At 64.2% G+C, this 26,221-nt stretch carries 23 protein-coding genes; 11 read left to right on the forward strand and 12 right to left on the reverse strand.

The annotated features are described in order from the left end of the window. Positions 1-3 precede the first annotated feature (3 nt). Positions 4-771, reverse strand: coding sequence for a DUF2182 domain-containing protein (locus NOV72_RS13300; protein ID WP_106855046.1), 768 nt, complete (start codon positions 769-771; stop codon positions 4-6). 86 nt (positions 772-857) lie between these two features. Between NOV72_RS13300 and NOV72_RS13305 the strand changes: the two genes are divergently transcribed. After that, entirely contained in the window at positions 858-2,078 is a 1,221-nt protein-coding gene (locus NOV72_RS13305; RefSeq protein WP_106855047.1) for a helix-turn-helix domain-containing protein, read from the forward strand. Between the two features lie 35 nt (positions 2,079-2,113). After that, positions 2,114-2,752 carry a Vgb family protein gene (locus NOV72_RS13310; protein ID WP_106855048.1) on the forward strand — a complete coding sequence of 213 codons (639 nt, stop codon included), beginning with the start codon at positions 2,114-2,116 and terminating at the stop codon, positions 2,750-2,752. A 111-nt stretch (positions 2,753-2,863) separates the two neighbouring features. On the opposite strand, the gene NOV72_RS13315 is transcribed toward NOV72_RS13310, so the two are convergent. Further along, entirely contained in the window at positions 2,864-3,568 is a 705-nt protein-coding gene (locus NOV72_RS13315) for a glutathione S-transferase family protein (RefSeq protein ID WP_106855049.1), read from the reverse strand. A gap of 107 nt (positions 3,569-3,675) precedes the next feature. Further along, positions 3,676-4,998, reverse strand: coding sequence for an FAD-dependent oxidoreductase (locus tag NOV72_RS13320; RefSeq protein WP_181291031.1), 1,323 nt, complete (start codon positions 4,996-4,998; stop codon positions 3,676-3,678). 517 nt (positions 4,999-5,515) lie between these two features. Between NOV72_RS13320 and NOV72_RS13325 the strand changes: the two genes are divergently transcribed. From NOV72_RS13325 to NOV72_RS13335, 3 genes are all read left to right on the forward strand, one after another. Beyond that, positions 5,516-7,795, forward strand: coding sequence for an EAL domain-containing protein (locus NOV72_RS13325; RefSeq protein WP_106855051.1), 2,280 nt, complete (start codon positions 5,516-5,518; stop codon positions 7,793-7,795). 49 nt (positions 7,796-7,844) lie between these two features. Continuing rightward, positions 7,845-8,495 carry a hypothetical protein gene (locus NOV72_RS13330; protein ID WP_106855052.1) on the forward strand — a complete coding sequence of 217 codons (651 nt, stop codon included), beginning with the start codon at positions 7,845-7,847 and terminating at the stop codon, positions 8,493-8,495. Positions 8,496-8,581: 86 nt separating this feature from the next. Then, on the forward strand, positions 8,582-9,799 hold the full coding sequence (locus tag NOV72_RS13335) for an MFS transporter (protein WP_106855053.1): 1,218 nt from the start codon (positions 8,582-8,584) through the stop codon (positions 9,797-9,799). Here the strand turns inward: NOV72_RS13335 and NOV72_RS13340 are convergent. Next, positions 9,741-10,715 (reverse strand): LysR family transcriptional regulator, encoded by a 975-nt coding sequence (locus NOV72_RS13340; protein WP_106855117.1) that lies wholly within the window; start codon positions 10,713-10,715, stop codon positions 9,741-9,743. The genes NOV72_RS13335 and NOV72_RS13340 overlap by 59 nt on opposite strands. 120 nt (positions 10,716-10,835) lie before the next feature. Between NOV72_RS13340 and NOV72_RS13345 the strand changes: the two genes are divergently transcribed. From NOV72_RS13345 to NOV72_RS13360, 4 genes are all read left to right on the forward strand, one after another. Next, positions 10,836-12,149 (forward strand): MFS transporter, encoded by a 1,314-nt coding sequence (locus tag NOV72_RS13345; RefSeq protein ID WP_106855054.1) that lies wholly within the window; start codon positions 10,836-10,838, stop codon positions 12,147-12,149. 22 nt (positions 12,150-12,171) lie between these two features. Beyond that, on the forward strand, positions 12,172-13,680 hold the full coding sequence (locus NOV72_RS13350; RefSeq protein ID WP_106855055.1) for a M81 family metallopeptidase: 1,509 nt from the start codon (positions 12,172-12,174) through the stop codon (positions 13,678-13,680). A 55-nt stretch (positions 13,681-13,735) separates the two neighbouring features. After that, positions 13,736-14,770 carry an alpha/beta fold hydrolase gene (locus NOV72_RS13355; protein ID WP_106855056.1) on the forward strand — a complete coding sequence of 345 codons (1,035 nt, stop codon included), beginning with the start codon at positions 13,736-13,738 and terminating at the stop codon, positions 14,768-14,770. Between the two features lie 224 nt (positions 14,771-14,994). Beyond that, positions 14,995-16,968, forward strand: a complete 1,974-nt coding sequence (locus NOV72_RS13360; RefSeq protein ID WP_106855057.1) for a PhoX family protein — start codon at positions 14,995-14,997, stop codon at positions 16,966-16,968. 69 nt (positions 16,969-17,037) lie between these two features. Here NOV72_RS13360 and NOV72_RS13365 read toward each other — a convergent pair whose 3' ends face one another. Then, on the reverse strand, positions 17,038-17,220 hold the full coding sequence (locus NOV72_RS13365) for a hypothetical protein (RefSeq protein WP_245933021.1): 183 nt from the start codon (positions 17,218-17,220) through the stop codon (positions 17,038-17,040). Between the two features lie 478 nt (positions 17,221-17,698). On the opposite strand from NOV72_RS13365, the gene NOV72_RS13370 reads away from it, so the two are divergent. Further along, a complete protein-coding gene (locus tag NOV72_RS13370; RefSeq protein WP_106855118.1) occupies positions 17,699-18,805 on the forward strand; it encodes a porin in 1,107 nt (368 codons plus the stop codon). A gap of 10 nt (positions 18,806-18,815) precedes the next feature. Here the strand turns inward: NOV72_RS13370 and NOV72_RS13375 are convergent, their stop codons facing one another. Beyond that, positions 18,816-19,565: an SDR family oxidoreductase gene (locus tag NOV72_RS13375; protein ID WP_106855059.1), complete on the reverse strand. Its 750-nt coding sequence runs from the start codon at positions 19,563-19,565 to the stop codon at positions 18,816-18,818. A gap of 90 nt (positions 19,566-19,655) precedes the next feature. Here NOV72_RS13375 and pdxR point away from each other — a divergent pair, with 90 nt between their 5' ends. After that, complete coding sequence (gene pdxR, locus NOV72_RS13380) at positions 19,656-21,119, forward strand: MocR-like pyridoxine biosynthesis transcription factor PdxR (RefSeq protein WP_106855060.1); 1,464 nt, start codon at positions 19,656-19,658, stop codon at positions 21,117-21,119. On the opposite strand, the gene NOV72_RS13385 is transcribed toward pdxR, so the two are convergent. The 6 genes from NOV72_RS13385 to NOV72_RS13410 all read right to left on the reverse strand — a co-directional run bounded on the left by NOV72_RS13385 (position 21,116) and on the right by NOV72_RS13410 (position 26,182). Next, complete coding sequence (locus tag NOV72_RS13385) at positions 21,116-21,733, reverse strand: FMN-dependent NADH-azoreductase (protein WP_106855061.1); 618 nt, start codon at positions 21,731-21,733, stop codon at positions 21,116-21,118. The genes pdxR and NOV72_RS13385 overlap by 4 nt on opposite strands. Next, a complete protein-coding gene (locus NOV72_RS13390) occupies positions 21,730-22,194 on the reverse strand; it encodes a GNAT family N-acetyltransferase (protein WP_106855062.1) in 465 nt (154 codons plus the stop codon). The genes NOV72_RS13385 and NOV72_RS13390 overlap by 4 nt, the downstream gene beginning before the upstream one ends. Before the next feature lie 89 nt (positions 22,195-22,283). Then, positions 22,284-22,847 (reverse strand): LuxR C-terminal-related transcriptional regulator, encoded by a 564-nt coding sequence (locus NOV72_RS13395; RefSeq protein WP_106855119.1) that lies wholly within the window; start codon positions 22,845-22,847, stop codon positions 22,284-22,286. Between the two features lie 28 nt (positions 22,848-22,875). After that, positions 22,876-24,225, reverse strand: a complete 1,350-nt coding sequence (locus NOV72_RS13400; RefSeq protein WP_106855063.1) for an MFS transporter — start codon at positions 24,223-24,225, stop codon at positions 22,876-22,878. Positions 24,226-24,371: 146 nt separating this feature from the next. Continuing rightward, positions 24,372-25,247: a glycine betaine ABC transporter substrate-binding protein gene (locus tag NOV72_RS13405; RefSeq protein ID WP_106855064.1), complete on the reverse strand. Its 876-nt coding sequence runs from the start codon at positions 25,245-25,247 to the stop codon at positions 24,372-24,374. A gap of 320 nt (positions 25,248-25,567) precedes the next feature. Next, on the reverse strand, positions 25,568-26,182 hold the full coding sequence (locus NOV72_RS13410; RefSeq protein WP_106855120.1) for a VC0807 family protein: 615 nt from the start codon (positions 26,180-26,182) through the stop codon (positions 25,568-25,570). Positions 26,183-26,221: the final 39 nt, after the last annotated feature.

Below are 26,221 nucleotides of genomic sequence, written 5' to 3' on the forward strand. Positions count from 1 at the left end.
TGATTATCGAACCATGATGATGAAGCCGAGCAGCAGCAAACCGATGCCGATAACCTGCGGCACGCGCCTGAACGATGGCAGCAGACGCTCCGCGGTGATCGCGAGAGTCATCAACGACATTGCACGCATATCCATGACACCGAAGACGAAAAGCGTAGCGGTCAGGCCCGCACAGCACGCTACGCAATGAAGTCCGTGCCGCATGCCGTCGAGCCACGCGACGCGCATGTCGCTGCAATGCGAAACATGGCGGCAACGCGCCAGCAGCCTCGCGTGCCACTTCGAGCATTGCAGCACGCCAGCCAGCAACACGACGACGCCACTCGCGAACGGCACACAACGCGCAAGGGCGGGCAAGCGCATCGCGGCTTCGGTGAAGATCGCGCCGAGCACGAAAGCGGCGATGCCGCTCATCGTCCATACGAAGGCATAGCCCGCTGTCAAGCTCGACAAGAGCCTGACATCCACGCGATCCATCGTCACGCGATAACCCCACAAAACCGCCGCGAACGAAGGCAGCATCATCGCGGTCATCATCGCGATCCACATGCCGATGAAGCCCGCCGCCGCGCGCAGCCATGTGCGCCCGCACATCGGCGTGAAGGTGGACGAGAGCATCCAGCCGCCGGGCATCGGCAGCTCGCTCATCGATGACATCGACGCGTGCATCGCCCAGGTCGCCATCACGCTCGCCAAAAAAACAAGCGCAGTCACGGCGACGAAGCGGCCATGCGAAGCGTGCGCGTTATTTCCTTCGATGATCGCGTTCATGATGTCCGTCCAGTGCGCGTCCAGTACGGTGTTAGATTAGTCGCGGGCATGCACGGAAAAGGAGTGACAAGTGTGTCGGGATTCGCATGGATTCGCTGATCACGGCGGCGGCGCGCGCGCTCGCGGCGGGTGATCCGCTCGGCGCGCTGAATCGCATCGCGCTGCGCGAGGACGCGAGTGCGCTCGCGTTGCGCGGCATCGCGATGGCGCAACTCGGCGACTTCGTGCGCGCGCGCGCGCTCGTAAAAAGCGCTGCGCGCGCGTTCGGTGCAAAAGAGGCGATGGCGCGTTCGCGCTGCATCGTCGCGGAAGCGGAGATCGCGTTGGCATCGCGCGATCTCACGTGGCCCGCGAAGTCGCTCGATCACGCCCGCGCGATTCTCGAAGCGCACGGCGATCACGTGAACGCCGCGCACGCGCGCTATCTGGAAGTGCGGCGCGCGCTGCTCATCGGACGGACCGACGACGCCGAGCGCATGCTCGTCGAACTGAATCCCGCAGCGCTTCCGGCTGCGTCGCGGGCCGCGCACGAGCTCATCGCGGCCGGCATCGCGATGCGGCGTCTGCACACGCAGGCGGCGCGCGCCGCGCTCGAACGCGCGATGCAAGCCGCGCGGCAGGCGGGCATTCCGGCGCTCGCCGCCGAAGTCGAGAGCGCGTGGCGCATCCTGAGCGCGCCCGCCGCGCGGCTTATCGCAGATGGGGAAGAGCGCTTGCTACGGCTCGACGAAGTCGAGGCGTTGTTGGCGTCGAATGCGTTCGTCGTCGATGCATGCCGTCTGTGCGTGCGCGAGAACGGCACGTCGATGTCGCTCGCAACGCGCCCCGTGCTCTTCACGCTCGCGCGCATGCTCGCGCAGGCATGGCCGCACGACGTGCCGCGCGATGCGCTGATCCTGCGCGCGTTTCGCATCCGGGAAGTGGACGAGACGCATCGTGCGCGGTTGCGCGTCGAGATGGGCAGGCTGCGCACGATGCTGCGTGCGCGTGCGAACATCGACGCAACGCCGCGCGGTTTCGTGTTGAAGCCGCGACACGCGCGCGACGTGGCCGTGCTCGCGCTGCCGGTCGAAGACGCGTACGCGCCGCTGCTCGCGTTTCTCGCCGATGGCGAATCGTGGTCGAGTTCGGCGCTCGCGATCGCGCTCGGCGCGAGCCAGCGCACGGTGCAGCGCTCGCTCGACGCGCTCGCCGCGAGCGGCAAGGTGCAATCGTTCGGACGCGGCCGCGCGCGCCGCTGGACCACGCCGCCGATGCCCGGATTCACGACGACCTTGTTACTCCCCGTCGGGCTCGCGAACGATTAGCATAAAGGCACGAACAATCATCAGGAGGACGCGACATGAAACGCGCGAAGGCTGAAATCATCCGCGAATACGGGCCTTTTCCGGATATCGACGGCGTGCATGGCGTCACCTGGGACGGCGAGCGCGTGTGGTTCGCAGCGGGCGACACGCTCAACGCGTTCGATCCGGACAGCGGCGCGACGGAGCGCTCGCTGAACGTCGCCGCACATGCGGGCACGGCCTTCGACGGCGAGCATCTGTTTCAGATCGCCGAGGATCGCATCCAGAAGATCGATCCGAAGACAGGCCGCGTGCTGTCGACGATTCCCGCGCCGGGCGGCGGCGCGGACTCCGGCCTCGCGTGGGCCGAGGGCACGCTCTGGGTCGGGCAATACAACGAGCGCAAGATTCATCAGGTCGATCCGGACAATGGCGCGATCCTGCGCACCATCGAGTCGAATCGCTTCGTCACGGGCGTGACGTGGATCGACGGCGAACTCTGGCATGCGACGTGGGAACGCGACGAAAGCGAGTTGCGGCACATCGACCCGCAATCGGGCGAGGTCATCGAGCGGCTGGAGATGCCCGAAGGCATGGGCGTGTCTGGGCTCGAATCGGACGGACACGAACGCTTTTTCTGCGGCGGCGGGCGCACGGGCAAGGTGCGCTCCGTGCGCAAACCGAAGCGCGGCTGAAGCCTGCGATTCTTCTTGTGCGCGTCATTGCTGAATCGTTGACGGCGACGGTTTCAGTGGCCGTCGCTTCACGGGCTTCTGGCGCCTTGAGTATGTAGAGCCGTCTGCGGCTCAACCCGTGAACATTTTCTTGACCTCGTACTCTTCAGGTACGGCAAGCACAAATTGATGTGCGTCCGAAAAAGCCCGAGCGAATGCCGGGCGTGCGGCAAGTCTGGTCACGTATTCGGAAAACACCGGATCCGCGCATAAATGATAAGCCTGAGCCCACATCACACAATGACCGATTACGCAGTCCACAGCGGAAAATTCATTGCCGCATATGAACGGCGTCTTGGCCAGGCGTCGCTCCAATTGAGGCTCGACTTCACGAGTGAATTTGTCTCGATACCGTTGTATCGTTCGGTCGTCTTTCTCGGATGCCGGAAGGATATGCTCGTGAATACGAATCTGCCATAACATCATGTCGATCGACGACGTGCCGAATTGCAGCATCTGCAAATAATCGGAGCGCTCGGGCGAGAACGCGTGCGCCGAAGGGGCGAGGTTCTTATCCGGATACAGATCGGCGAGAAACGTCACGATCGCACCGCTCTCGATCATACGCATCCGCTTGCCGGTGTCTGTATGAATTTCGAGTACAGGCACGGCGTGGTTGGGGTTGATATTCAGATACTCATCGCGATACTGAGTCGCGTCATAGAGCGATATGACTTCCACGTCAAAGTCGTCTTCGAGAAGTTCATGCAATAACCATTTGACGCGCGCACTGCGTACGACCGGACAATGATAAAGCTTCAATCGCTTGATCTGCATTTTTGCCTCGGGATTTCCACGTCGGCCTGCGGCGATTCGTGATCTTTCGAGAGATATCGCCGAAGCCGTCAAAAATTGAACTACCGGATTTAAACGCCCAGGGCGCCTCAATTCGATGCGGAGTTTTCAGCTTTGACCACTTCGCCGATCGCCTTCGGCATGACGGGCAGCGCCTTCAGCGCGGCAACCGGTTTCAGCAGATTCAACACCTCGATGAACTGTTTGTGGATGTCGGGATCGTGGCGCGCCGCCTGGATGACTGCCATGTGATGCTCGATCGATTTTTCCAGGTCGGCTGGACGTTTGCCCCGCGCATCGCGATAGGCCAGATCCGGCAGCGCCGCCAGCGACCACGGGTTCTCGATGATCGATTCGATAGCGGACAGAAACTCGCGGCCCAATGCGGCAAGCGGATCGGCATCGCCGGCGTGCGCCGCGAGCAGCTTTCGCAGCACGACAGCTTCCTGCGCCGCGGCGCTCATGCCCTGTCCGTAGACCGGATTGAACCGGCAAACCGAGTCGGCAATCGGAATCAGTCCGCGCGGAAATTCTTCCGTGCTGCTGAAGTGACGCCGACGGCTTTCAGGAAACGCAAATTGTTCGATGTGGCCGTGCAACGTCGCGTCTTTGATCGCGTCGTAGACGCTGGAAGTCGGAAGGCTTGCGGCGTAAGCGGTGAATGCATCGCCGCCTGCGGGCGGCGTGTCCGCGCCTCTTCCTCCGAGCGCCGCGAACCATTTGCCGTCTTCGCGCAGCAGCACGATGCCCATACGGCTTGCTTCCGGCGCGTTGGGCATGGTGACCACCACTTTCGTCGCGGGCGTTGCGTCGGGTGGAATCGTATAGACCGCGGTCGAGTAGACGAAGTCCACGCCGATGACCGTCTCCTCCGGCATCTCACGGCCGGTGGATTGAAGGAAGTCCAGCGTGGGCTTTGCACGCCCAGATGCATCGACGACGAGATCGGCGGGCAATATTTCGAGCTTGCCGTCGCGGTTCTTGTACGACACCGAGGCGACCGCATTGCCGTCAGCCGTGGCGCCGATGGCGACGACACGGCATCCATCGCGGAAGACAACGTTCGCGCGTTCCTGCACGCGGCTGCGAACGGCAAGCTCGAGCAACGGGCGCGTCATCGTGAACGTGGCGATACCGAGATCACGCGCCGGAAACGGTTCTTGCCCCGGATATTCGTGGCGCACCTCGAGCCCGGAGTCGAGCGAGTTGGCGCCGGCCTGCAAGAGTGTGGACGGAAAGTCCGGAAACAGTTCGCATAGCGCCTTCAGACCGCCGCCAAGCAAGCCATGCGGATGCTTACCTTGCGGTACGCCGGGCCGTGGCGTGGCGTCGCCGGGAAGGAAATCCCGCTCGAGTACGACGACTTCCCTGAAATAGTCGGCCAGAGCCTGTGCGGCGGGTAGTCCGCCCATTCCTGCGCCAATGACAACTGCTCGTTTATCGGAATAACGGTTCGACATCGTAGCTCCTGCGACGGTAATCGGAGAGAAGGCACCACTTCGGCGGAAAGACCTGCATCGGACAAGCCTCGCAGCAGGTAGTCCGTAATCGGCGGACGTGACTTCACAACAGCCGTGGATCTGCGTTTATTCCGAAGGCCGCAAAAGGTTGTTGGGGCTTGCAGGCTGGCTTTTTTTGGGGGGAGGGGGCGGGAGTGTTGACCTCGGCGCAGGTCGGCGGGAAATAAGCTTCCGCTCTTTTGCACTGTCCTTGAAAAATGTTTCGCATCGCTAACGGCGAGATAAAGGCGTCCCGCTTCGGCATGTTTGACATCGACGCCCCGACGCCGAACAGCTACCTTGTTGGTTGTCCGCTGAGGGGAAATCGCGAGCGCGCTGAACGGCGCCGGACAGCGCTACCTTACTAAAGACTTCCGCCCCTGCGCCGATAAACATCGATCAAAGCCATTATCAAAACAGGGCCAGAAAGGTGCAGAGAGGCGCCAACGATTTCCTCGGGACGATCGGCGAGAACGTCGCCCGGAGCCTTCCGACCGTCGAACGCGCGCGCCGCTTCGACGGGCTCGGTCTCGCTCCGCTCGGCGTGCTCGTCGCGGCATGCGGCACCTTCTTCGTGCCGCTGCCGTGGAACGTGCTGCTCGCCGCGTTCGTCTTCGGCGCGACGCTCGTCGTGCATCGCATGCAGGAGGCGAACCGGCAGATTTTCGTCGCGCGGCAAGTCGCGCACGGCTTGCTTGCCATCGCCGAGGATTGCCTCAAGCTGCTGTCGCTCGAAGGCCGCATCATGTGCATTTCCGATGTCGGCAGTCGTCTCATCGATGCGAACTGCGCCGAGGATCTCGTCGGCGTAGACTGGCTCGCGCTCTGGGACGGTCCCGATGCGCGGCAGGCGTTCGACCGCGCGAAAGCGGGTGAATCGACGTCGTTCTCCGGCACCTGCCGCACGATGAACGGCGCGCTGAAATGGTGGACCTCGACCTTTGCGCCGGTCTACGGCGCGCACGGCAAGGTGACCGCCGTGCTGTGCAAATCGCGCGACATCACCGCGGAGCGGAATCTCATCGACGAACTGCGCGGCAATGCGCGCGTGCAGAAGGACATGGAAGATCATGTCGATGCCGTCTTCTGGACCGCGACGCACGATTTTCGCGAACTCCTGCACGTCAGCTCCGCTTTCGAGCGCATGTGGGAAATGCCGATGTCCGCGCTCGAAGCCGATCAGACCGCATGGTCGGAGCGCGTGCATCCCGACGATCTGCCCGCGCTGCGCGACGAAATGCGCACGGCCTTGGGCACGGGCGCCGCGACCCAGAGTTACTTCCGTCTGTGCCTGCCGCACGACCGCACGCGCTGGGTGCGCGCGGATATCTATCCGGTGACCGAGGACGGCGTGGTGTCGCGCGTCGTGAGCGTGTGCGTCGATGCCACCGACGAGCGCCAGCGTCTTCAGGAACTGCATCGGCTCGCGAACACCGACAGCCTCACGGGCCTCTCCAACCGCAACGCGATGATGGACGCGCTCCTGAAGCGCTGCGAGGCGGGCGCGCCGTTCGCGTATCTCTTCATCGATATCGACCGGTTCAAGTCCATCAACGACACGGCGGGTCATATCGCCGGCGATGCCGTGTTGCGCACGATCGCGCGGCGCATCCAGGAAACGCTGCCCGAAGGCGCCGTGGCGGCGCGTCCGGGCGGCGACGAGTTCACCGTGATCCTGCCGGGCGTCTTCGAACAGGAAAGCATCGCGCGCGCGTGCCGCAAGCTCTCGCTCGCCTGTCATCGTCCGATCCAGATCGAATGCAAAAGCCTGACGATGACATGCTCGATCGGCGTCGCGCTCTATCCGGAACATGGACGCACGCCCGAAGCGCTTTTCATCAGCGCCGACATGGCGATGTACGCCGCGAAACGCGCGGGCCGCAACACGTTCCGCGTGTTCGGCGATCGCGAGAAGGACGACCTCGCGCGCGCGCATCTCGAAGCGGAACTGCACGGCGCGATCCGCGAGAATCAGTTCGTGCTGCACTATCAGCCGCAGTATCGCGTCGATTCGGGCGAGCTCGCCGGTGTCGAGGCGTTGTTGCGCTGGGATCATCCGCAGCTCGGGCTGCTCGCGCCCGGCGCGTTCGTGCCGGTGCTGGAAGAGAGCGCGCTGATCGTCGAAGCCGGGCACTGGGTTATCCGCGAAGCCGTGATGGCGGCGTCGCAACTCGCGCTCGCGCTGCCGCGGGCGTGCTCGGTGGCGCTCAACGTGTCGCCGAAACAGTTCCGCGATCCGCGCCTCGTCTCCGTGCTCAGGCATGCGATCCGGCGCGGCTGCATCGACTCGAACCGCATCACGCTGGAGATCACGGAATCCGCGCTGATCGACAACGTCGACGACGCGCAGGAAGTGCTCTCGAACGTGCGCGCGATGGGCGTGCGCATCGCCATCGACGATTTCGGCACGGGCTATTCGAGTCTCAGCTACTTCGCGCGCTTCCGGCCGGACGTGCTGAAGCTCGACAAATCGTTCGTCGACAACATCGCGACCGATGCGATGGTGCGCACGGTCGTCGAAGGCGTGATCGATCTCGCGCACAAGCTCGGCGTGACGGTGGTCGCGGAAGGCGTCGAGACGCAGGAGCAGCTCGACACGCTGCGCGAAGTGAACTGCGACAAGGTGCAGGGCTATCTGCTGAGCCGTCCCGTGCCGCTCGCGAGCCTGATGGCGCACGCCGGCGCGGACGAGACCGAGGCGCTGCGCTGAAGCCGGCGTTATCATCGCGACATTCGCCGATGCGCGCCGGAGACAACCGATGATCACTTCGTCCTTACGCGTTTCGCTGACCGTGCTCGGCTGCGCGATCTGCACGTTCGCGCTCGCCGAATCCGCGCGGCCGTGTCCGGGCGCGAACGACGCGAACGCGGGCAAGCTGGTTCAGGTCCGCGATTTCACTGCGGTCGGCCAGCAGGGCGGTTCGTCGCACTTTCCCGGCTCGCGGCTGCGCGCCGCGCGCAACGCGATGAAGGTGGACCAGAACGCATCGGCGCTGGCCGAAGGCATCGTCAGGGCGCTCGACGCGAAGGGCATCGGCGCATGTCACATGACGGCCGATTCGCCGCCGCCGACCTCGGGCTGGCTCGTGACCGGCGAATTCGACGAAACCTTGTCGTCGGGATTCGGCTCCGCGCTGCCGTCGATGGGTTCGTCGGACAAGCCGCCCAACACGCATGTCGCCGTGCAGCTCGCCAATCTCGCGGCGAGCCCGGACGCGCCGCTCGCGCAGATCGACACGAGCGGCGAGCTGAAGGGGCAAAAGTCGGCGGCGGCGCCGAAGCCCTACGGCGCGGCGGCGCGCTTCGTCATCAACAAGACCGAAGCGATTGCTTCGCTCGACGATCTCGCGGCGAAAATCGCCGATCAGATCGCGGCGGAGAAAGCGAAGCTCGACGGCAACGCGCCCTAACGCGAATCACAGCGCAAGATCTGGAGTGCCGGCGCGCGCGCCGTGCGTGACGATGAGTCATCTCATGACGTCACGGAGCCACGTCGATGCGCTTCCCCGCTTCGTTTCAACGCCTCGCCTGGTCGAATCTGCTCGCGCAGTCGGCGGAGCAGATCGGCCTTGCCGCCGCGCCGCTCGCCGCCGTGTTCGCGCTCGGCGCGTCGGCCGTCGATACCGGACTCTTGCAGAGCGCGCAGACGCTGCCGTTCCTGCTGCTGTCGATTCCGCTCGGCGTGATCGCGGACCGCCGCTCGCGCCGCACGTTGATGGCCGCCGCCGAATGCGCCCGCGCGCTCGCCATGTTGTGCGTCCTGTTGCTCGTGCTCGCGCACGCGTTGACGCTGCCGCTGCTTGCGCTCCTGGGTTTTCTCGGCGCGACGGGCACGGTCGCCTACAACGTCGCCGCGCCCGCGCTCGTGCCGGCGCTCGTCGAACGCGCCGCGCTGCCCGCCGCAAACGGGCGCATCGAGCTGGCGCGCAGCGTCGCGTATTCGGCGGGGCCGGCGCTCGGCGGGTTGATCGTCGGATGGATCGGCGCGGGCTGGGCGTATGGCTGCGCGGCGGGTTTGTCGGCGGCCGCGGCGATGCTCCTCGCGGGATTGCGCGAACCGGCGCGCCGTCCCGCCGCCGCGCGTCATTTTCTGATCGAGTTGCGCGAAGGCGCGCGTTTCGTCGTCCGCGATGCGCTGCTGCGCCCGATGCTCGCCACCGCCGTGTTCTTCAACATCGGCTTCTTCACGTTGCAGTCGGTCTATGTGCCGTATGCGGTGCAGCGGCTCGGCCTGAGCGCGTCGGCGGTCGGCGTGACGCTCGGCGCGTATGGTGTCGGCATGGTGTGCGGCGCGCTCGCGGCACCGGCCGTGACGCGGCGCATCGCGTTCGGCCGGATGCTGCTCGTCGGGCCGTTCTGCGGACTGGCCGCCTCGCTCGCGATGGTCGCGACGCTCGCCGCGCCGTCGTTCTGGCTCGCGGCGTCGAGCTTCTTCCTGCTCGGCGCGGGGCCGATCCTGTGGACCGTCGGCTCGACGACACTGCGCCAGGCCATCACGCCCACGAACATGATGGGCCGCGTCTCGGCGCTCAACAGCACGGCGACCTACGGCGCGCGTCCACTGGGCGCGCTGCTCGGCGCGGCGATCAGCGCGCGCTTCGGCATGGGGCCGTGCCTCGTCGCGGCGGCGCTCGCGTTTGCCGTGCAGGCGTGGATCATTTCGATGTCCCCGGCGGCGCGCCTTTCCGACGTGCCCGGGTGCGCACCGGTTTGACCGGCGCGCGCGCGAACATCGGCAATCGCTCGAGAATCCAGTCGAGCAATTCCTGCGGCCCGGCCGCGAGCGGACGCCCCGTCTTCACGAGCAGCTTCGCCTGCGCGCTTTCGAAGAGCGGATGCGCGATGGGAATGGTGGTCAGCTCGCCGCTCGCCAGTTCCCGATACGCGGCGAACTCGCCGATCAGCGTCACGAAATTTTCCGCCGCGACGAAGCGCTTCAGCGCGCCGAGCGAATTCGTCGTGAGCGTGGGGCGGATCGCGAAATTGTCGGTCGTTTCGAGCATCTTCACGACGTGGCCGATCCCGAACGTGGGTGGCATCAGCGCGAGCGGATAGTCGAGCAGATCGCGAATGCGCGCGACGCCGCCGCGCCGCGCCAGCGGATGATCGCGCCGCGCGAGCAGCACGACCGGCTGCGGCGAACTCGCGCGGCTCTCGATGCGCTCGTGCGGCGGCGGATTGTACGCGAGGCCGATATGCGCGCGGCTCTGCGCGACTTCTTCGAGCAAGTCATCGACGGCGAGCATCTGCATGTCGATTTCGAGGCGCGGATAGCGTGCGCAGAACGGCGCGAGGACGTCGTCGACGAGCGTATCGACATAACCCTCGCTCACCGCGAGCCGGATCTGGCCTTGCTGCAAGCCCTTCAGCGCGTGCAACTGGTCTTCGAGCCTTTCCTGCTGCGAGCGATACCCGCGCCAGAATTCGAGGAGATGAAACGCCGCTTCGGTCGGCCGCACGCCGCGCGGCTCGCGTTCGAAGAGCCGCGTGTCGAGTTCGTCTTCGAGCAGTTTGATCTGCCGCGCGATCACCGACGGCGACGTATTCAGATGATCCGCCGCCCCGCGAATCGTGCCGTGCGACAGCACTTCGTTGAAGTAACGCAGGCGTTGCTGGTTGATTTCGCGCATGGTCGTATTTTCCGTGTTGCTCACAGGGCAACGATACGTGAACTTTGTTGCTCTTGCTGGCACGGTCGCACGCGCTCAACATGGCCTCACCCGATGGGGGAGACAAACCAGGAGACGCGGATGTCGACGATTCAGACCTTGCGCGGCGGCGATGCCGTTTCGGCGCTCTACAGCAGGATCAACTGGCGGCTCCTGCCGCTGCTCATCGCGTGCTACATGTTCGCGTATCTGGATCGCGTGAACGTGGGCTTCGCGAAACTTCAGATGCAAAGCGATCTCGGCTTCTCCGACGCGGCGTACGGCGTCGGCGCCGGGATTTTTTTCATCGGCTACGTGCTGTTCGAGATTCCGAGCAACCTGATGCTGCCGAAGATCGGCGCGCGCCGCACGTTCAGCCGCATTCTCGTGCTGTGGGGCATCACGTCGGCGTGCATGCTCTTCGTGCGCAACGTGCCCGCCTTTTACGCGATGCGTTTCCTGCTCGGCGTCTTCGAAGCGGGTTTCGCGCCGGGCATGATCTATTACCTCTCGCGCTGGTATGGGCCGAAGCGCATGGCGCGCGCGATCGCGCTCGTGTTCGTCGCGGGGCCGCTCGGCGGCGTCGTCGGCGGGCCGCTTTCGGCGTGGCTGATTTCGTCGCTGGCGGGCGTCGGCGGACTGGCCGGATGGCAATGGATGTTTCTCGTCGAAGGGCTTCCGTGCATCGCGCTGGGCGCGCTCGTGTGGCGCGTGCTCGCCGATCGTCCCGCCGATGCCCGCTGGCTCACGCAGGACGAGCAGCGTCTCGTCGAGGCGGAAGTCGGCGGTCATGGCGGCGCGTCGCATCGTATCGATTCGTTCAGGGAAATCGCGAGGAATCCGCGCATCTATCTGCTCGCGATCGCGTACTTCTGCATCATCTTTCCGATCTACGCGATCAGCTTCTGGCTGCCGACGCTCATCAAGGAGCAAGGTGTGAGCGACACGATCCGCCTCGGCTGGTACGCCGCGATTCCGTATGTCGCCGCCGCGATCGCGATGTATGCCGCCGCACGACGCTCCGACAAGATCGGCGAGCGCCGCTATCACAGCGCGCTGCCCGCGCTCGCCGCCGCCGCGCTGCTGGCGATGACGCCGTATGCGTCGGGCAACCTCGTCGCCACGCTCACGCTGCTCATGCTCGCCACGGCCTGCATGTGGATGGCCTACACGGTTTTCTGGGCGATTCCGTCCGAAACGCTTTCCGGCCCGGCCGCGGCGGGCGGCATCGCGCTCATCAACACGATCGGTTTGTCGGGCGGCTTCTGGGGCCCGGCGGTGATCGGCTGGGTGAAGTCCGCGACCGGCAGCACGAACGGCGGCCTGCTCGTGATGGCGTGCATGGCGGCGCTCTCGTGCGTGCTGATTCTCTCGAACAAGCGCACGGTCGCCGCCGCCGAGGCGCGCACCGCCTAACCTTTTTTCAAGGACCACGATCATGAAAATCCTTATCGCAGGATTCCAGCACGAAACGAACACTTTTGCGCCGACGAAGGCGAGCTATCAGAGCTTCATCCAAGGCGAAGGATTCCCGCCGATGGCCCACGGCGACGATGTCCTGAAGCTGCGCGACGTGAACGTGCCGATCGGCGGTTTCATTCAATGGGCCGAGGCAGAAGGGCATGAACTGATTCCGGTGATCTGGGCGGGCGCGAGCGCATCGGCGCATGTGACGGAAGATGCGTACGAGCGCATCGCGGGCGCGATCGTCGATCGTGTGCGGGCGGGCGGCTTCGATGCGATCTATCTCGACCTGCACGGCGCGATGGTCACCGAGCATCTCGACGACGGCGAAGGCGAACTGCTGGCGCGCGTGCGGGGCATCGTCGGCGACGACATGCCGCTCGTCGTGTCGCTCGATCTGCATGCGAACGTCACCGCGCGCATGATGAAACTCGCGGATGCGCTCGTCGCGTACCGCACGTATCCGCACGTCGACATGGCCGAGACCGGCCTGCGCGCGGCGCATTTCCTCGACGAAAGAATCAGACTTGGCAGGCCGTTCAGCCGCGCGATGCGCCGCGTGCCGTTCCTGATTCCGGTGAACGGCATGTGCACGCTCGTCGAGCCGGCGCGCGGCATGTACGGCGCGCTCGCATCGCTCGAAAAGGATGACGTCGTGTCGCTGTCGTTCGCGCCGGGCTTTCCCGCGTCGGACTTCGACGAATGCGGCCCTACGCTCTGGGGCTACGCGCTCGATCAAAACGCCGCCGACGAAGCCGTCGATACGCTCTACACGGCGCTCGTGAACGACGAAGCGCGCTGGGACGTGCCGTTCCTTTCGCCCGACGAAGCCGCGCGCGAAGCGATCGACGCAAGCCGCGACGCCGCCGGTCCCGTCATCATCGCGGATACGCAGGATAACCCCGGCGTCGGCGGCGATTCGAACACGATGGGCATGGTCCGCGCGCTCTTGCTCAACGGCGCGCGCGATGCCGCCGTGGGCGTCATCTGGGACGAGCACGCGGCGCGGGCGGCGCATCGCGCGGGCGTCGGCGCGCGTATCGCGCTTGCGCTCGGCGGCGGCTCGAACGTGCCCGGCGATTCGCCGCTTGAAGGCGAGTTCGAAGTCGAGTATTTGTCGGATGGGCGCTTTCGCTTCGACGGCCCGATGCTCAACGGCATGTCCGGCGAACTCGGGCCGACCGCGTGCCTGCGCATCGGCGGCGTGCGCATCGCGGTGAGCAGCATCAAGATGCAGGTGTTCGACCGCAATCTCTTTCGCGTCGCGGGCATCGAGCCGGAACGCATGAAGATTCTGGTGAACAAGAGCTCCGTGCATTTTCGCGCCGATTTCGAGCCGATCGCGGCGCGCATACTCGTCGCGAAAGCGCCCGGTCCGATGGCCGCCGATCCTGCCGATCTGCCGTGGCGCAATCTCGATGCACGCATGCGCGTGCGTCCGCTGGGACCGACGCTCGCCGCGTTGCGCGCATCGGCCGCATGATCGTTCACGCTGTTTTCCCCTCAATGAACAACGTCGAAGAAAGGAGAATCCCGACATGCCGGATGATCAGATCAACACGTGGCGCCGCCGTTTTCTGGGTACGACGATCGCGAGTGTCGGCGCCATGCAACTCGGCTTGAGCGGCCTCGTTCGCGCCCAGACCGCCGCGCCGGCTCGTCCGTCACCGGCTGGCGGGTTCGCGCAGATCCGTCAGATCGATGCCGGCGCGCTCAATATCGGCTATGCGGAAGCGGGGCCGGCGAACGGTCCCGTGGTGATCCTGCTGCACGGCTGGCCGTACGATATCCACGCCTTCGCCGACGTGACGCCGTTGCTCGCCGCGCAGGGTTATCGCGTGATCGTGCCGCATCTGCGCGGCTACGGTTCGACGCGCTTTCGTTCCGCCGACACGCCGCGCAACGGCCAGCAAGCGGTGGTCGCGGTGGATATCGTCGCGCTGATGGATGCGCTCAAGATCCGGCAGGCGACGTTCGGCGCGTTCGACTGGGGCGCCCGCACCGCGAACATCATCGCGGCGCTGTGGCCGGAGCGCGTCAAGTCGATGGTCTCCGTGAGCGGCTATCTGATCGGCAGCCAGCAGGCGAATCGCGCGCCGCTGCCGCCGAAGGCCGAATTCGCGTGGTGGTATCAGTTCTACTTCGCGACGGAGCGCGGCCAGGCGGGCTACGAGGCGAACTGTCACGATTTCAACAAGCTTATCTGGCAACTCGCATCGCCGAAATGGAATTTCGACGACGCGACGTACGACCGCTCGGCGAAGTCGTTCGAGAATCCGGATCACGTCGCGGTGGTGATTCACAACTATCGCTGGCGTTTGGGGCTCGTGCAGGGCGAGCCGCAATACGACGCACTGGAGCAGCGTCTTGCGATGGCGCCGGACATCGGCGTGCCGACGATCACGATGGAAGGCGACGCCAACGGCGCACCGCATCCCGATCCATCGGCGTATGCGAAGAAGTTCACCGGCAAGTACAAGCATCGGAACGTTGGGGGCGGCATCGGACACAATCTGCCGCAGGAAGCGCCCAAGGCTTTCGCGGATGCGGTGATCGAAGCCGACCGGATGTAAGCGCGGACAGGACGGCATCGGAATGGCCCGCATTCGCGGGCCGCGCGCGCTTCGCGGAGTTCACGCTTTCAGGCGTAACACGAAACAATTACATTCGCCTGTCAAACGCATTTCACATTCGTTTCCTACAGTAACGCGTCAACCGGCACGTCAGGCCGCAACGGTCTGAAGCAAGGACTTTCATCGCCGGTACACAACCCACAATCAAGGACTCGAAACCACACATGGCGCAGCGACTCGACCTCTCCCGCCGCAAAGCCCTCAAGATTCTCGCCGGCGCGCCGATGCTGCCGCTCGGCGGCGCGGCCACCGCTTCCCTGCTCGCCACCGCATGCGGCGGCAGCGACAGCAACGCCGCCACGAACGCGCCCGCCGCGACGGCCGCCTTCACCACGGCGACCTTCACCGGCATGGCCGCCCCGACGCTCGCCGATCCCAACGCGATGGCCAAGACCACCGTCGCATCGACGATGAACGTGAGCTTCAGCGACGGCAGCAGCCGCGCCTACAAGCTCGCGTATCAGCCGTTCTTCATGACGGGCGACGTCGTGCCGAATACGACGGGCGGGAGCATCGTCGCGGGCGGCTATTTCGATATCGATAATCAGCCGATCATCGACCGTTCCACGCCGGGCAAGGAGCGCCAGTTCTTCTCGGACTGCCCGGACGGCACGTCGCTCATCAAGATCGACAATCCGACGGTGAAGGGCGTGAAGGGCAACGCCGTGTTCGCGGTCGTGCAGTTCGAATACACCACGCGCGATCAGAGCGCCGCGAGCATGTACGGCCGCCTGCCGTCGCCGATCGCCGTGCTCACGCTCGATCAGGACCCGGCAACCGGCAAGCTCTCGCTCGTGAGCTACGCGAACGTCGATACGTCGAGCGCGCACGGCCTGTGGATCACGTGCGGCGCGAGCCTGTCGCCGTGGAACACGCATCTGTCGAGCGAAGAGTACGAGCCGGATGCGGCGCTTTCCTCGACGGACGCGCAGCTCAAGGCGTACAGCAAGAACCTCTACGGCGACGAAACGAAGGCGCGCCCGTATCACTACGGCCATGTGCCCGAAGTGACCGTGCATCCGGACGGCACCGGCACGATCGCGAAGCACTATTGCCTCGGCCGCATCTCGCACGAACTGATTCAGGTGATGCCCGACAAGCGCACCGTGATGATGGGCGACGACGCCACCAACGGCGGCGTCTTCATGTTCGTCGCCGACAAGCAAGCCGATCTTTCCGCGGGCACGCTCTACGTCGCGAAGTGCGCGCAGACGTCGTCGGCGGGCGCGGGCGCGGCCACGCTCACGTGGATGAACCTCGGCCACGCGACGAGCGACGAGATCGAGAACCTCGCCAACACGCTGACGATCGCCGACATCATGGACGTCGTCACCGACGAGAAGGTCGGCCCGACGCTGGACGCGAGCTACACGCGCATCCACTTCAACGGCAAGTTCAACTGGATTCGCATCAAGCCGGGCATGGAGAAGGCGGCCGCGTTCCTGGAGACGCACCGCTACGCCGCGCTGCGCGGCGCGAGCATGTGCTTCACGAAGCTCGAAGGCACGACGGTCAACGCGAAGGACCAGATCGTCTATTCGGCGATGTCGCAGATCGTCAAGTCGATGGTGAAGGGCGACGCGCATTCGACCGACATCGCGCTCGACAAAGCCATCACCGCCGGCGCCGTCTACGCGTTCAACCTGAAGGGCGGCCAGCGCGATCTCACCGGCGCGGCGATCGACAGCGAATGGGTGCCGGTGGACATGGCCGCGCCCGCCGCGCTCGTCGGCGAAGACATTGCGTCCGATGCGCTCGGCAATCTCGCGAATCCGGAGCGCGTCGCGAATCCGGACAACGTCAAGTTCTCGGAGAAGCTGCGCACGCTTTTCATCGGCGAGGACAGCGGCGCGCACGTCAACAACTTCCTGTGGGCGTACAACGTCGATACGAAAACGCTGTCGCGCATTCTGTCGGCGCCTTCGGGCGCGGAATCGACGGGCCTGCACGCGGTCGACGAGATCAACGGCTGGACCTACATCATGAGCAACTTCCAGCACGCGGGCGACTGGGAAGCCGCGCTGCACGGCAAGGTGCAGGCGACGCTCGATCCGCTCATCCGCGCGAACTACAAGGATCGCTTCGGCGCGGCGGTCGGATATCTGACCGCCGATCCGGCGTCGATCAAGCTGAGCTGATGGTGTAAAGGAAAACGCCGCGATTGGCTGTCGCGGCGTTGTCGTTCTGGCTGATCGAAAACGCGCGGCCTAGCAGCGCTGCTCGCAATCGATATATTCGAAACCGGCCGCGATCGCGAAGCGGATCGCTTCTTCCACATTGGGAAACTCGCCCGGCAGGCGCACGGAACGCTCCATTCCGTTCAAATCCTGAATTCGTGCCGTCGCGGCAAACACATTGCCTTGCCGAACCGCTGCCGGCGTGACCATCATGTCCCTGTAGCTGAAGACCATTTCTTTTTTCTGTCCGATGTTGTCGGCCCGCGCGACGCGGGCTATCGAAAGGGCGGGAGCGATTGATTGTCCGGCTCCTTATGTTTCAGTTATCGGCACGGGCAAACGGTTCTTTACCGGGAGCGCTTAAAAGTCTCTGAAAGAAGGCTTTCGGGCGTTTTCGCCAAATCGATACGCTGGTTCTACTGTCCGGGAAACGGCGGGAACGTGCCGCCTGCGCGGATCGTGAACCTCGAAGGCGCCGCATCCGCGATGGCGCGGCGAGCGAATCGTGGATGTCGTTTGACTTCGCTAGAAGCTTCGGCATCCGAACGAATAAGCCGATAACTTGCTGTTCGCCCTTACGCCACTCGAAAATCAATCCAACCCCGATTTTTGCCGACTTCATCAGATGGTGCTAAGGTGCAGCCAATCGTTTTCTCTCAACCGGGCAGGGCCAACACGGAGTTTGTCGGCCATGAAAGTTCGTCTCTGGAAAGCGGCAGGTATTGTTCTCGTCAGCTCGGGCGCGTGGGCGCAAACGAGCGTCACGATGTACGGCCGGATCGATGGCGGCGTCGAATATCTGAATCACATTGCGAACGGCACCGGCGGCAGTTCCACGCGATGGAGCGCCGAAGGCGGCGACTGGGGCACCAGCATGTGGGGCCTCAAAGGGAATGAAGACTTAGGCGCCGGCATGAGCGCGGTCTTCGATCTCGAAACGGCTATCCAGATCATGAACGGCACCACCGGCGGCGGCAGGCTGTGGTCGCGCCGCGCCTATGTCGGGCTGAACTCGAAGACCTGGGGCCAGTTGCAGGCGGGCCGCAACCTCTTCATCGACAGCGACGGCGTGTGGGAATTCGATCCCTTCGTGCAGCAGGCGGTGTCCTCGGCGTCGCTGGTGCGGGGGCGCAACTGGCAGCAGACGAGCAATAACGTCGAATATCACAGCCCCGTGTTTCATGGCTTCGACGTGCAAGGGCAGTATGCGTTCGGCAATCAGCCGGGCGCGTTCAATTCGGGCGCGCAGGGCGAGTTCGGCCGCTCCGAAGGCATCATGCTGACGTATCACTCCCCCGTGCTCGACGTGCGCGGCATCTACGACGAACTGCGCAGTCAGGACGGCAAGCTGGACAACATCTTTCAGGCGTCGCGCGAATACTTCGTCGGCGCGAATCTGAAGGTCGAGAAGTGGAAGGTGCAGGCCGCCTACACGCATTACGCCGCGCCGCAATCGCCTGCGGGCGTGGCCGACAGCGCCGATCACTACTGGCTCGGCGCGACGTATCAGGCCACGCCCGCGTGGGCCGTGACGGCGGCGGGCTTTTATATTCACATCGGCGAAGGCTCGGGCGACGCGGCCCACGATCCCGCGAGCCACGCCATGCTCTACGCGCTCGGCACGACCTACAACTTCAGCAAGCGCACCTTCCTGTACGGCACGGTGGCCTACGTGCGCAACAGCGCGAACGGCACGTTCTCGGTCTTCGCGACACCGCGCGACGCCGAACCCAGTACGAGCCCGATGGCGGGCGAATCGCAGACAGGCGCGTACATCGGGATGATGCACGTGTTCTGAAGCGCGCCGGTTACGGGCGCGCCTGCTTCAACCAGTCTTCCAGCGCGATGCTTCCACGGCGCGCAACGCCCGTCGGCACGAGCGAGTCTTCTTCGATGGTGCCGCCGAAGTAAGTCGCTTTCGGATCGGCGACGACCTCGCGCGCATCGCCCTGCGCCTTCAGATACTGCCCGACGATGCGATGCAAGGGCGCACGCTCCGGTCCCGCGATATCGACGATGCCGTTGATCGGCGCGGCAAGCGCGACATCGGCGACGATGGCGGCGACGTCATCCGCCGCGATCGGCTGGAACTGTCCCGTCGAGAGATGCACCTTGCCGTCCTGCATGCCCGCATCGGCGATGCCGCCGAGAAATTCCATGAACTGCGTCGCACGGACGATGGAATACGGCATGCCCGATTCCGCGATCAGCTCTTCCTGCGCGGCCTTCGCGAGGAAATAGCCGTTGTCCGGCATGCGGTCCGTGCCGACGACCGACAGCGCGACATGATGCTGCACGCCCGCCGCGGCTTCGGCCTTGACGAGATTCGTGGTCGACGTGCGAAAGAACGCCATCACGTCGTCCGGTGCCCATGAAGGCGCGTTCGATACGTCGATCACGACTTGCGCGTCGCGAAGCGCTTCATTCAGACCCGCGCCGGTCACCGAATTCACGCCGCTGCGCGGCGACGCGGCGATGGCCTCGTGACCCTTGCCGCGCAGAATCGCGACCGTTTTCGCGCCGATCAAACCCGAACCACCCATGACGACGATCTTCATGATGCACCTCTCGGTCAAGTGAAAGTGAACTCATTGTGTGACAATGATGGCTTAGCAGAAAGGGACAAGAATCGTCAGTTGGACTAGTCCATGCCGCAAGCCAAAAACACGCTGACTATAGAAATCGACCGGCACGAAGCGTCGCCGATTTATCTGCAGATTTGCGAGCGCTTCAAGGCCGCGATCGCGGCGGGCCATCTGAAGCCGGGCGATCGCGTGCCCGCGCTGCGCGGACTCGCGACGCAGTTGAATACTGCGCGCGGCACTGTGGAAATGGCCTATAACATTCTCGTCGATGAGGGTTATTTGCAGATGCGCGGCGCGGCAGGCACGTTCGTGTCGTCGTCGCTGCCGGGCGCGGTCACGCGGACCGCCACGCGCAAAAGCCGCGCGGACGCGCCACGCGTCAGGCGCATCGAACCTGCCGCCGATATCGGCCACGATGCGAAGCCCTTGCGCCCCGGCCTGCCCGCGCTCGATGCGTTTCCGCGCAAGGTGTGGAGCCGGCTCGTCGCGTATCGCGCGCGCAGCGGCGATCCCGCCGCGCTCACGTATCCCGAGCCTTCGGGTTATCGGCCACTGCGCGAGCGCATCGCGACGTATCTCGGCTTGTCGCGCGGCGTGGAGTGCGTGCCGGAGCAAGTGTTCGTGACGAGCGGCTATCGCGCGACGCTCGAACTGATCCTGCGCAGTCTCGCGAAACCCGACGATCGCGCGTGGTTCGAAGATCCCGGCTATCTGCTCGCGCGTAATTTTCTCGTCGAAACGGGCGTGCGGCTCGTGCCGGTGCCGGTCGATCACGAAGGACTCGACGTCGATGCCGGCATCGCACTCGCCGCCGATGCGCGCTTCGCGTTCGTCACGCCATCGCATCAAAGTCCGCTCGGCGTCACGCTGTCGCTTGCGCGGCGCATGAAACTGCTCGACTGGGCGAGCCGCGCGGACGGCTGGATCGTCGAGGACGATTACGACAGCGAGTTTCGCTACGTAGGCCGTCCGCTGCCCGCGCTGAAGAGTCTCGATCGCGACGATCGCGTGATCTATTGCGGCACGTTCAGCAAGGTGCTGTTTCCTGGCCTGCGGCTTTCGTACGTGGTAGCGCCCGAGCGGGCCGTCGAGCGATTCGGACAGCTTACGAAAAGCATGAATGCGGGATCGCCTTATCTCTTTCAGGCGGCGGTGGCGGATTTCATCGCGCAAGGGCATTTCGCGCGGCATCTGAAACGCATGCGCGCGCTGTACGCCGAGCGGCGCATGCTGCTCGCGAATGCGATCGTGAAGGCGTTCGGCAATAGCGTGACCATCGATCTGCCGACGGGCGGCATGCATCTCGTCGCGATCTTTCGCACGGGACGCGATGGCCCCATCGACGATATGGCGATGGCCGCCCGCGCGCGCGAGGCCGGGCTCGCGGTGCTCGCGCTGTCGGCGTGGTATCTGAACGGGCGCGCGCGGCATACGTTGCGCGGGATCGTCGTCGGCTTTGCGAACGTTGCCGACGCCGCCGAGGCCGCGCGGCTCGCGCGCATGCTTCGACGCGCCTACGATGGTTAGAACGTGACGGCGTCGTCCGAAGCGAAGAGCGCGTGTCGCGCGATGTCATCGCGTGCGGATTGCAGCGCTTCGGCGACGGCTTCATCGCCGCGAACGAGTCCTTGCAGCAAGAGAAAATGCAGGCTTTGCAGGCCGATGGAGCCGAGCGCGTGACGCATGTAGGGCGTCATGAAATCCGGCTGACGCGCGTGCTCGCCGTGATGAAAGCCGCCCGATCCGACGATCACGAACGTTGGCCGGTCGCGCATCAGACCGACCTTGCCTTCGGGCGTCACCGCGAACGTGCGATGAATGCGCAGCACGTAATCGATCCACAGTTTCAGCGCGGCCGGCACGGTGAAGTTGTGCATCGGCGTGTTGATGATGAGCGCATCGGTCGTTTCGATTTCGCGGATCAGTTGCTCGGACACGTCGAACGCGGTCGTATCCGGATGACGCGACGTGATCGCGCGCGCATAGTCCTGCGTGATCGGCGGCAACGGCTGCGCGACGAGATCGCGTTCGACGACGTCCACGCGCGCAGTCTTGCGCAACATCTCGATCATCTCCAGCGCAAGGCGATGGCCATGACTCGCGTCGCGGTGCGGGCTCGCGTTGATGAAAAGCACTTTCATCGCAGCGTCTCCTTGCTGTTGCCGGCGAGATTTTCGACGAAGTGCATGCCCTTCGCGAGCAGCCCGTTGCGATAGTAGAAGCGTTGCGCGAGCGCCATGTGCAGGCCGGTATCGAGCACGAAATGCGCGCAGCGCGAATGACGCGCGATTTCGCGAACCTTGTCGAGCAGTTGCGCGCCGATGCCGCCGCGCTGCAGCCGCGCGGTGACGACGAGATCGTCGAGATAGACGAAGCGCCCGTACAGCGTGTTCGTCTGCGTGCGATAGCCGGCGAGACCGAGGATCGCGCCATCGTCGTCGGATGCGGCGAGCAGGCGATAGCCTTCCTCGCGCTGACGGCGCATTTGCGCGCAAAACGCGTCGGCGTCGGTGAGATGCGGGCGCAGTTCCTTCATCACGTCGAAGGCGCGTGTCCAGTCGTCGGGCGTGTCGAGATGCCGAAAGGCGATCGAGGTGTCCATGCGTGTTCTCCACGTTGCATGAACATACGATATCGGCGCGATGACACAGCAAGAAGGGCCAAGAAATGATCGTTCGACCAGGCCATGCGCTAGGCCAGCAACCGCGCGATGAGGTCTTGCGTCGCTCGCGCGCCGTATTTGCGCAGCAGGCTCGCGCGATGAATGTCCACCGTGCGCGGGCTGATACTCAGCTCCTTGCCGATCTCCTTGCTCGTCATGCCGTGAACGAGCAGCGCGGCGACGTCGCGCTCGCGTTCGGTCAGCATGCTCGCGTTGTCGGATTGCTTCGTGCTCTGCGACATGTCCGTGAACGTCCAGATCGCAAGCTCGAAGGGCCGCTTCGGGTTGTATCCGAAGCCGCAAACCGTGACCCAGAAGTGCGTGCCGTCGATGCGCCGCATGATGCGGTCATCGCTGAAGAGCTCATGCTTGGCGAGCAGCGGCGCAAGACGGCGGCCCGTGGTGGAAAAGTCCTTGCGCTGCGGATAGAGCTTCGAAAAAGATTGATCGATGATGTCGCCGCGCGTCGCCCTGAAGAGTTCCAGCGCTCTCGCATTGCAATCCACCATGACCCGCTCTCTCGCGACGATGACGGCAACAGGCATGTGCCTGAACAAGTCTTCGTAGTCGAGCGCGGGCGTCGGATCGTTCATCTCGGAAGGCGTGCCGCGTTGCGCGACATCAGGCGGTGCGCTCCACGGCCGGGCGGTCAGCCGCATTTCCGCGTGCATGACCCGCATCCTCCAGCGCGGTTTTCGATGTTTCGCGCAACGAGAGCCCGCCGATCATCGCGAAGATCGATACCGCGATGAGGTAATACGCCGGCGACAGATTCGTTCCCGTCGCGGAGATCAGCCACGTCGCGACGAGTGGCGCGGTGCCGCCGAAGATGGTGTACGCGAGGTTGTACGTGATGGCGGATGCGGTGTATCGCGTCTTGGTGGCGAACACTTCCGACAGCAGCGGAGCAGTCACGACGCCCGAAAGTACCGCGCCCACGGCGAGAAGCGCGACGCCGATCAGTGACCGCGACAGCTCGCCCGATCCGCCGAGCGCGAAGGCGGGATAGACCGAGGCGATGATGAAGATGCACGTGCTTGCGATCGTCGTGCGTCGGCCCACGAGGTCGGAGAAAAGTCCGGCCAGCGGACACAAAGCCGCGGCGAAGAAGAGCGCCAGCACGGTCACGAGCAGCGAGGTTCCGCGCGACAGATGCCCGGCTACCTGCATATACGTCGCGAAATACGTCGTGAACGTGTAGAAGGACAGCGCCGTCACCGAGACGAACGCGCCGAGTCTGAGGATGTTCCCGGACTGCGAATGCAGGGTTTCCATCAAGGGCGCATGCGCGACCTGCCTGGTTCCTTCGAGCGCCTTGAATGCGGGCGTTTCATGCAGATTCACACGCAGATAGACGCCGATGAGACCGATCGGAGCCGCGATCAGAAACGGAATGCGCCAGCCCCAGTCGACCATCGCGGCCGGCGACAGCGACGACTCGAGCGCATAAGCGACCACTGCCGCGCACGCGAACGACGAGAACGTCGAGACCGGAACGAAACTGCCGAAGAACGCGCGGCGACGGCGCGGCGCATGTTCCATCACGTAGGCGCAGGCGCCCGCATACTCGCCGCCGGCGGAGAAGCCTTGCACGCAGCGGATGATCGTGAGAAGCAGCGGCGCCCAATAGCCGATGCTCGCGTACGTCGGCAGCAGGCCGATCAACGTTGTCGCGCCCGCCATCATCAAGATAGTGAAAGCGAGCGTCCGCTTGCGGCCGATCCGGTCCCCGACGACGCCGAAGAAGAGCCCGCCGAGAGGGCGAAACGCAAAAGCGACCGCGAAGACCGCGAACGTCTTCAGAAGCCCGACAGTCGGATCGCCGCTCGGAAAGAACTCGCGGGTCAGGATGGTCGCGAGGAATCCATACGCGGCGAAATCGAACCATTCGACGAAGTTGCCTATGGATGCAGCGGCGATGACACGTCTGAGCGTCTTGGTATCGACCTCTTGGGCTGCTTGATTCGGCATGGCGCTTGACCCCTTTCGCTTGTCGGTTTCCGTCCGAGTTGAAAAGGAGCGTAAGCGCTCAAATTACTTAGGTCCATACGTGCCAATTACCTAGGTAATTCGTCGAGGCGCGGCGGCAAGCATAACCGCCGCACGCGCCCGGACGCTTACTGCTGAAGCCATGCCTGCACTTTCTCCGGATGAGCGTCGACGAACTTCTTCGCCGCCACGTTCCAGTCGTTCGTGGCGTTGCCGTCGAGTTCGATCGCTTCGACATCCGCCAGCGTCAGCTTGAAGTGCCGGACGAAGACATTCGCGCGAGGAAACTTCTGCGCGAACTGCTTCGAGCCGAAGCCGTGAATCTGCTCGTCGCCGCCGAGCACGCCTTTGGGATCCTTCAGATAGCGCATCTTGTACTTCTGCCACAGCCAATGCGGGCTCCAGACCGTTGCGACGATCCAGTTCTTCGACGGATAGGCACGCGACACCGCCGTCAGCATGCCGGCCTCGCTCGCCCGGACGAGGTTATATCCGGCGAGGTCGTACTCCTTGAGCGCCTTCTCCGATGCGACCATCTCGCCCGCGCCCGGTTCGATGCCCTGAATCGTGCTGTTCAGCTTGCTCTTGACATCGGGCTTGTTGAGATCGGCGATCGAGGCCACTTCACTCTCGGGCACATAGTCGGGGACCGCCCATCCGATCTTCGCCCCGGAGTAGATGGTGCCGAGATCTTCGATGTCGTTCTTGTAGCGGGCGTAGTAAGCCGCGTGCGTGACCGGAAGCCAGGCTCCGAGCATCAGATCGACGTCTCCTCTGGCAAGCCCTTGGAACTGGATGCCGATATCCGCGTTGACCAGGGTAACGGGCTGTTGCAGCTTCGTTTCGAGGACATATTTTGCGGTGTAGACGACCGCCTGCGTATCGGCCCAGTTGGTGAGCGTGATCTTGATCGGCTCTGCGGCATTCGCGCACATCGCGAACGTGACTGCGGAGACTGCGGCGGCAGTCTTCAAGACGAAACGTACGGACAAGGCATTCTTCATTCTATGTTCCTTGTATCGGGTGGGTTTGATGAAGACCGGCTGCGATACAGTCTCCTGACGAATACGCATCGCCGCGAGCGACGCTCTTCAAGTCGGCAGTATTCGGGCGCATTAAAACGGAGTCAATGCTCTTTGGCTTTCGAGGCGCATCAAAAGCGCTCGGCGCGGGATTTTGCGCGAGAGGGTATACGTGTAGCTGAGCGGGACGGTGCTTTGCTAGTTGGCCTTTCACCAGGCGTTCTACATCGTCGCTACGCTCTCCGTCGTATTTCAATCCGCGTCGGAGCAAAACAAGGAATGTGAATCCGCGCCGGCGTCTACTACTGCCGACGCCTGATGTAGATACGTCGATAGATAAACGTCCACACCGTCAATCCACCATACACGCCATACCTGACCCACGTGGAAAGCCGGTCGGCGTCCGGCTCGCTCAGAGCGAGCATGATCCACAGACGGGCGACATTCTCCCCGACGAGACCGATTCCCCACACGACCGTCATCAGCCGAATGGACCTGACGAGCGCCGGGCTCGATTGCCAGCGCGCGTCGAATTCGGTCTCGCGTCCCTGTTTTTCGCGCGACATCGTCGAGCGTGCGAGATAGAACACCATCGGCCGGTCCAGAAAGAGCGACAGCAGAAACAGCACGCCGATGATGCCGCTCACCGCCGGCTCGCGCGCCTCGCCCATCCATCGCGACGCGCCGGACAGCAGGACCATCAGCGACATGGCGATGCCCGCCAGCACATTCGCGCTCAACGCATCGAAGTGGCGGTAGCGCACGACGTCGATGACCATCCACACGATCAGCGGCACGGCCGAGGCGATGAGCGCGTCCACGACGCCGTATCGGCCGTTCGTGAGCCTGTACACGAGCGCCGGCAACGCCACGTTCACGACGAGCGCGAGCCCATAACGCGCGGACGGAATCATCATCGACATCTCCCGTTCATGCCGTTTCTTCCGACGGATCGC

Source organism: Caballeronia novacaledonica (assembly GCF_900258035.1).
In the GTDB taxonomy this organism is placed as follows: domain Bacteria; phylum Pseudomonadota; class Gammaproteobacteria; order Burkholderiales; family Burkholderiaceae; genus Caballeronia; species Caballeronia novacaledonica.

What these genes read in the sequence shown, in the direction of transcription:
- NOV72_RS13310 (WP_106855048.1), top strand. Translation starts at nt 2,114, where the DNA reads ATGAAACGCGCGAAGGCTGAAATCATCCGCGAATACGGGCCTTTTCCG.
- NOV72_RS13350 (WP_106855055.1), top strand. Translation starts at nt 12,172, where the DNA reads ATGAAAATCCTTATCGCAGGATTCCAGCACGAAACGAACACTTTTGCG.
- NOV72_RS13355 (WP_106855056.1), top strand. Translation starts at nt 13,736, where the DNA reads ATGCCGGATGATCAGATCAACACGTGGCGCCGCCGTTTTCTGGGTACG.
- NOV72_RS13315 (WP_106855049.1), bottom strand. Translation starts at nt 3,568, where the DNA reads ATGCAGATCAAGCGATTGAAGCTTTATCATTGTCCGGTCGTACGCAGT.
- NOV72_RS13345 (WP_106855054.1), top strand. Translation starts at nt 10,836, where the DNA reads ATGTCGACGATTCAGACCTTGCGCGGCGGCGATGCCGTTTCGGCGCTC.
- NOV72_RS13330 (WP_106855052.1), top strand. Translation starts at nt 7,845, where the DNA reads ATGATCACTTCGTCCTTACGCGTTTCGCTGACCGTGCTCGGCTGCGCG.
- NOV72_RS13385 (WP_106855061.1), bottom strand. Translation starts at nt 21,733, where the DNA reads ATGAAAGTGCTTTTCATCAACGCGAGCCCGCACCGCGACGCGAGTCAT.
- NOV72_RS13340 (WP_106855117.1), bottom strand. Translation starts at nt 10,715, where the DNA reads ATGCGCGAAATCAACCAGCAACGCCTGCGTTACTTCAACGAAGTGCTG.
- NOV72_RS13305 (WP_106855047.1), top strand. Translation starts at nt 858, where the DNA reads ATGGATTCGCTGATCACGGCGGCGGCGCGCGCGCTCGCGGCGGGTGAT.
- pdxR (WP_106855060.1), top strand. Translation starts at nt 19,656, where the DNA reads ATGCCGCAAGCCAAAAACACGCTGACTATAGAAATCGACCGGCACGAA.
- NOV72_RS13410 (WP_106855120.1), bottom strand. Translation starts at nt 26,182, where the DNA reads ATGATGATTCCGTCCGCGCGTTATGGGCTCGCGCTCGTCGTGAACGTG.
- NOV72_RS13400 (WP_106855063.1), bottom strand. Translation starts at nt 24,225, where the DNA reads ATGCCGAATCAAGCAGCCCAAGAGGTCGATACCAAGACGCTCAGACGT.
- NOV72_RS13335 (WP_106855053.1), top strand. Translation starts at nt 8,582, where the DNA reads ATGCGCTTCCCCGCTTCGTTTCAACGCCTCGCCTGGTCGAATCTGCTC.
- NOV72_RS13360 (WP_106855057.1), top strand. Translation starts at nt 14,995, where the DNA reads ATGGCGCAGCGACTCGACCTCTCCCGCCGCAAAGCCCTCAAGATTCTC.
- NOV72_RS13300 (WP_106855046.1), bottom strand. Translation starts at nt 771, where the DNA reads ATGAACGCGATCATCGAAGGAAATAACGCGCACGCTTCGCATGGCCGC.
- NOV72_RS13390 (WP_106855062.1), bottom strand. Translation starts at nt 22,194, where the DNA reads ATGGACACCTCGATCGCCTTTCGGCATCTCGACACGCCCGACGACTGG.
- NOV72_RS13375 (WP_106855059.1), bottom strand. Translation starts at nt 19,565, where the DNA reads ATGAAGATCGTCGTCATGGGTGGTTCGGGTTTGATCGGCGCGAAAACG.
- NOV72_RS13320 (WP_181291031.1), bottom strand. Translation starts at nt 4,998, where the DNA reads ATGGGCGGACTACCCGCCGCACAGGCTCTGGCCGACTATTTCAGGGAA.
- NOV72_RS13395 (WP_106855119.1), bottom strand. Translation starts at nt 22,847, where the DNA reads ATGAACGATCCGACGCCCGCGCTCGACTACGAAGACTTGTTCAGGCAC.
- NOV72_RS13370 (WP_106855118.1), top strand. Translation starts at nt 17,699, where the DNA reads ATGAAAGTTCGTCTCTGGAAAGCGGCAGGTATTGTTCTCGTCAGCTCG.
- NOV72_RS13405 (WP_106855064.1), bottom strand. Translation starts at nt 25,247, where the DNA reads ATGAAGAATGCCTTGTCCGTACGTTTCGTCTTGAAGACTGCCGCCGCA.
- NOV72_RS13365 (WP_245933021.1), bottom strand. Translation starts at nt 17,220, where the DNA reads ATGATGGTCACGCCGGCAGCGGTTCGGCAAGGCAATGTGTTTGCCGCG.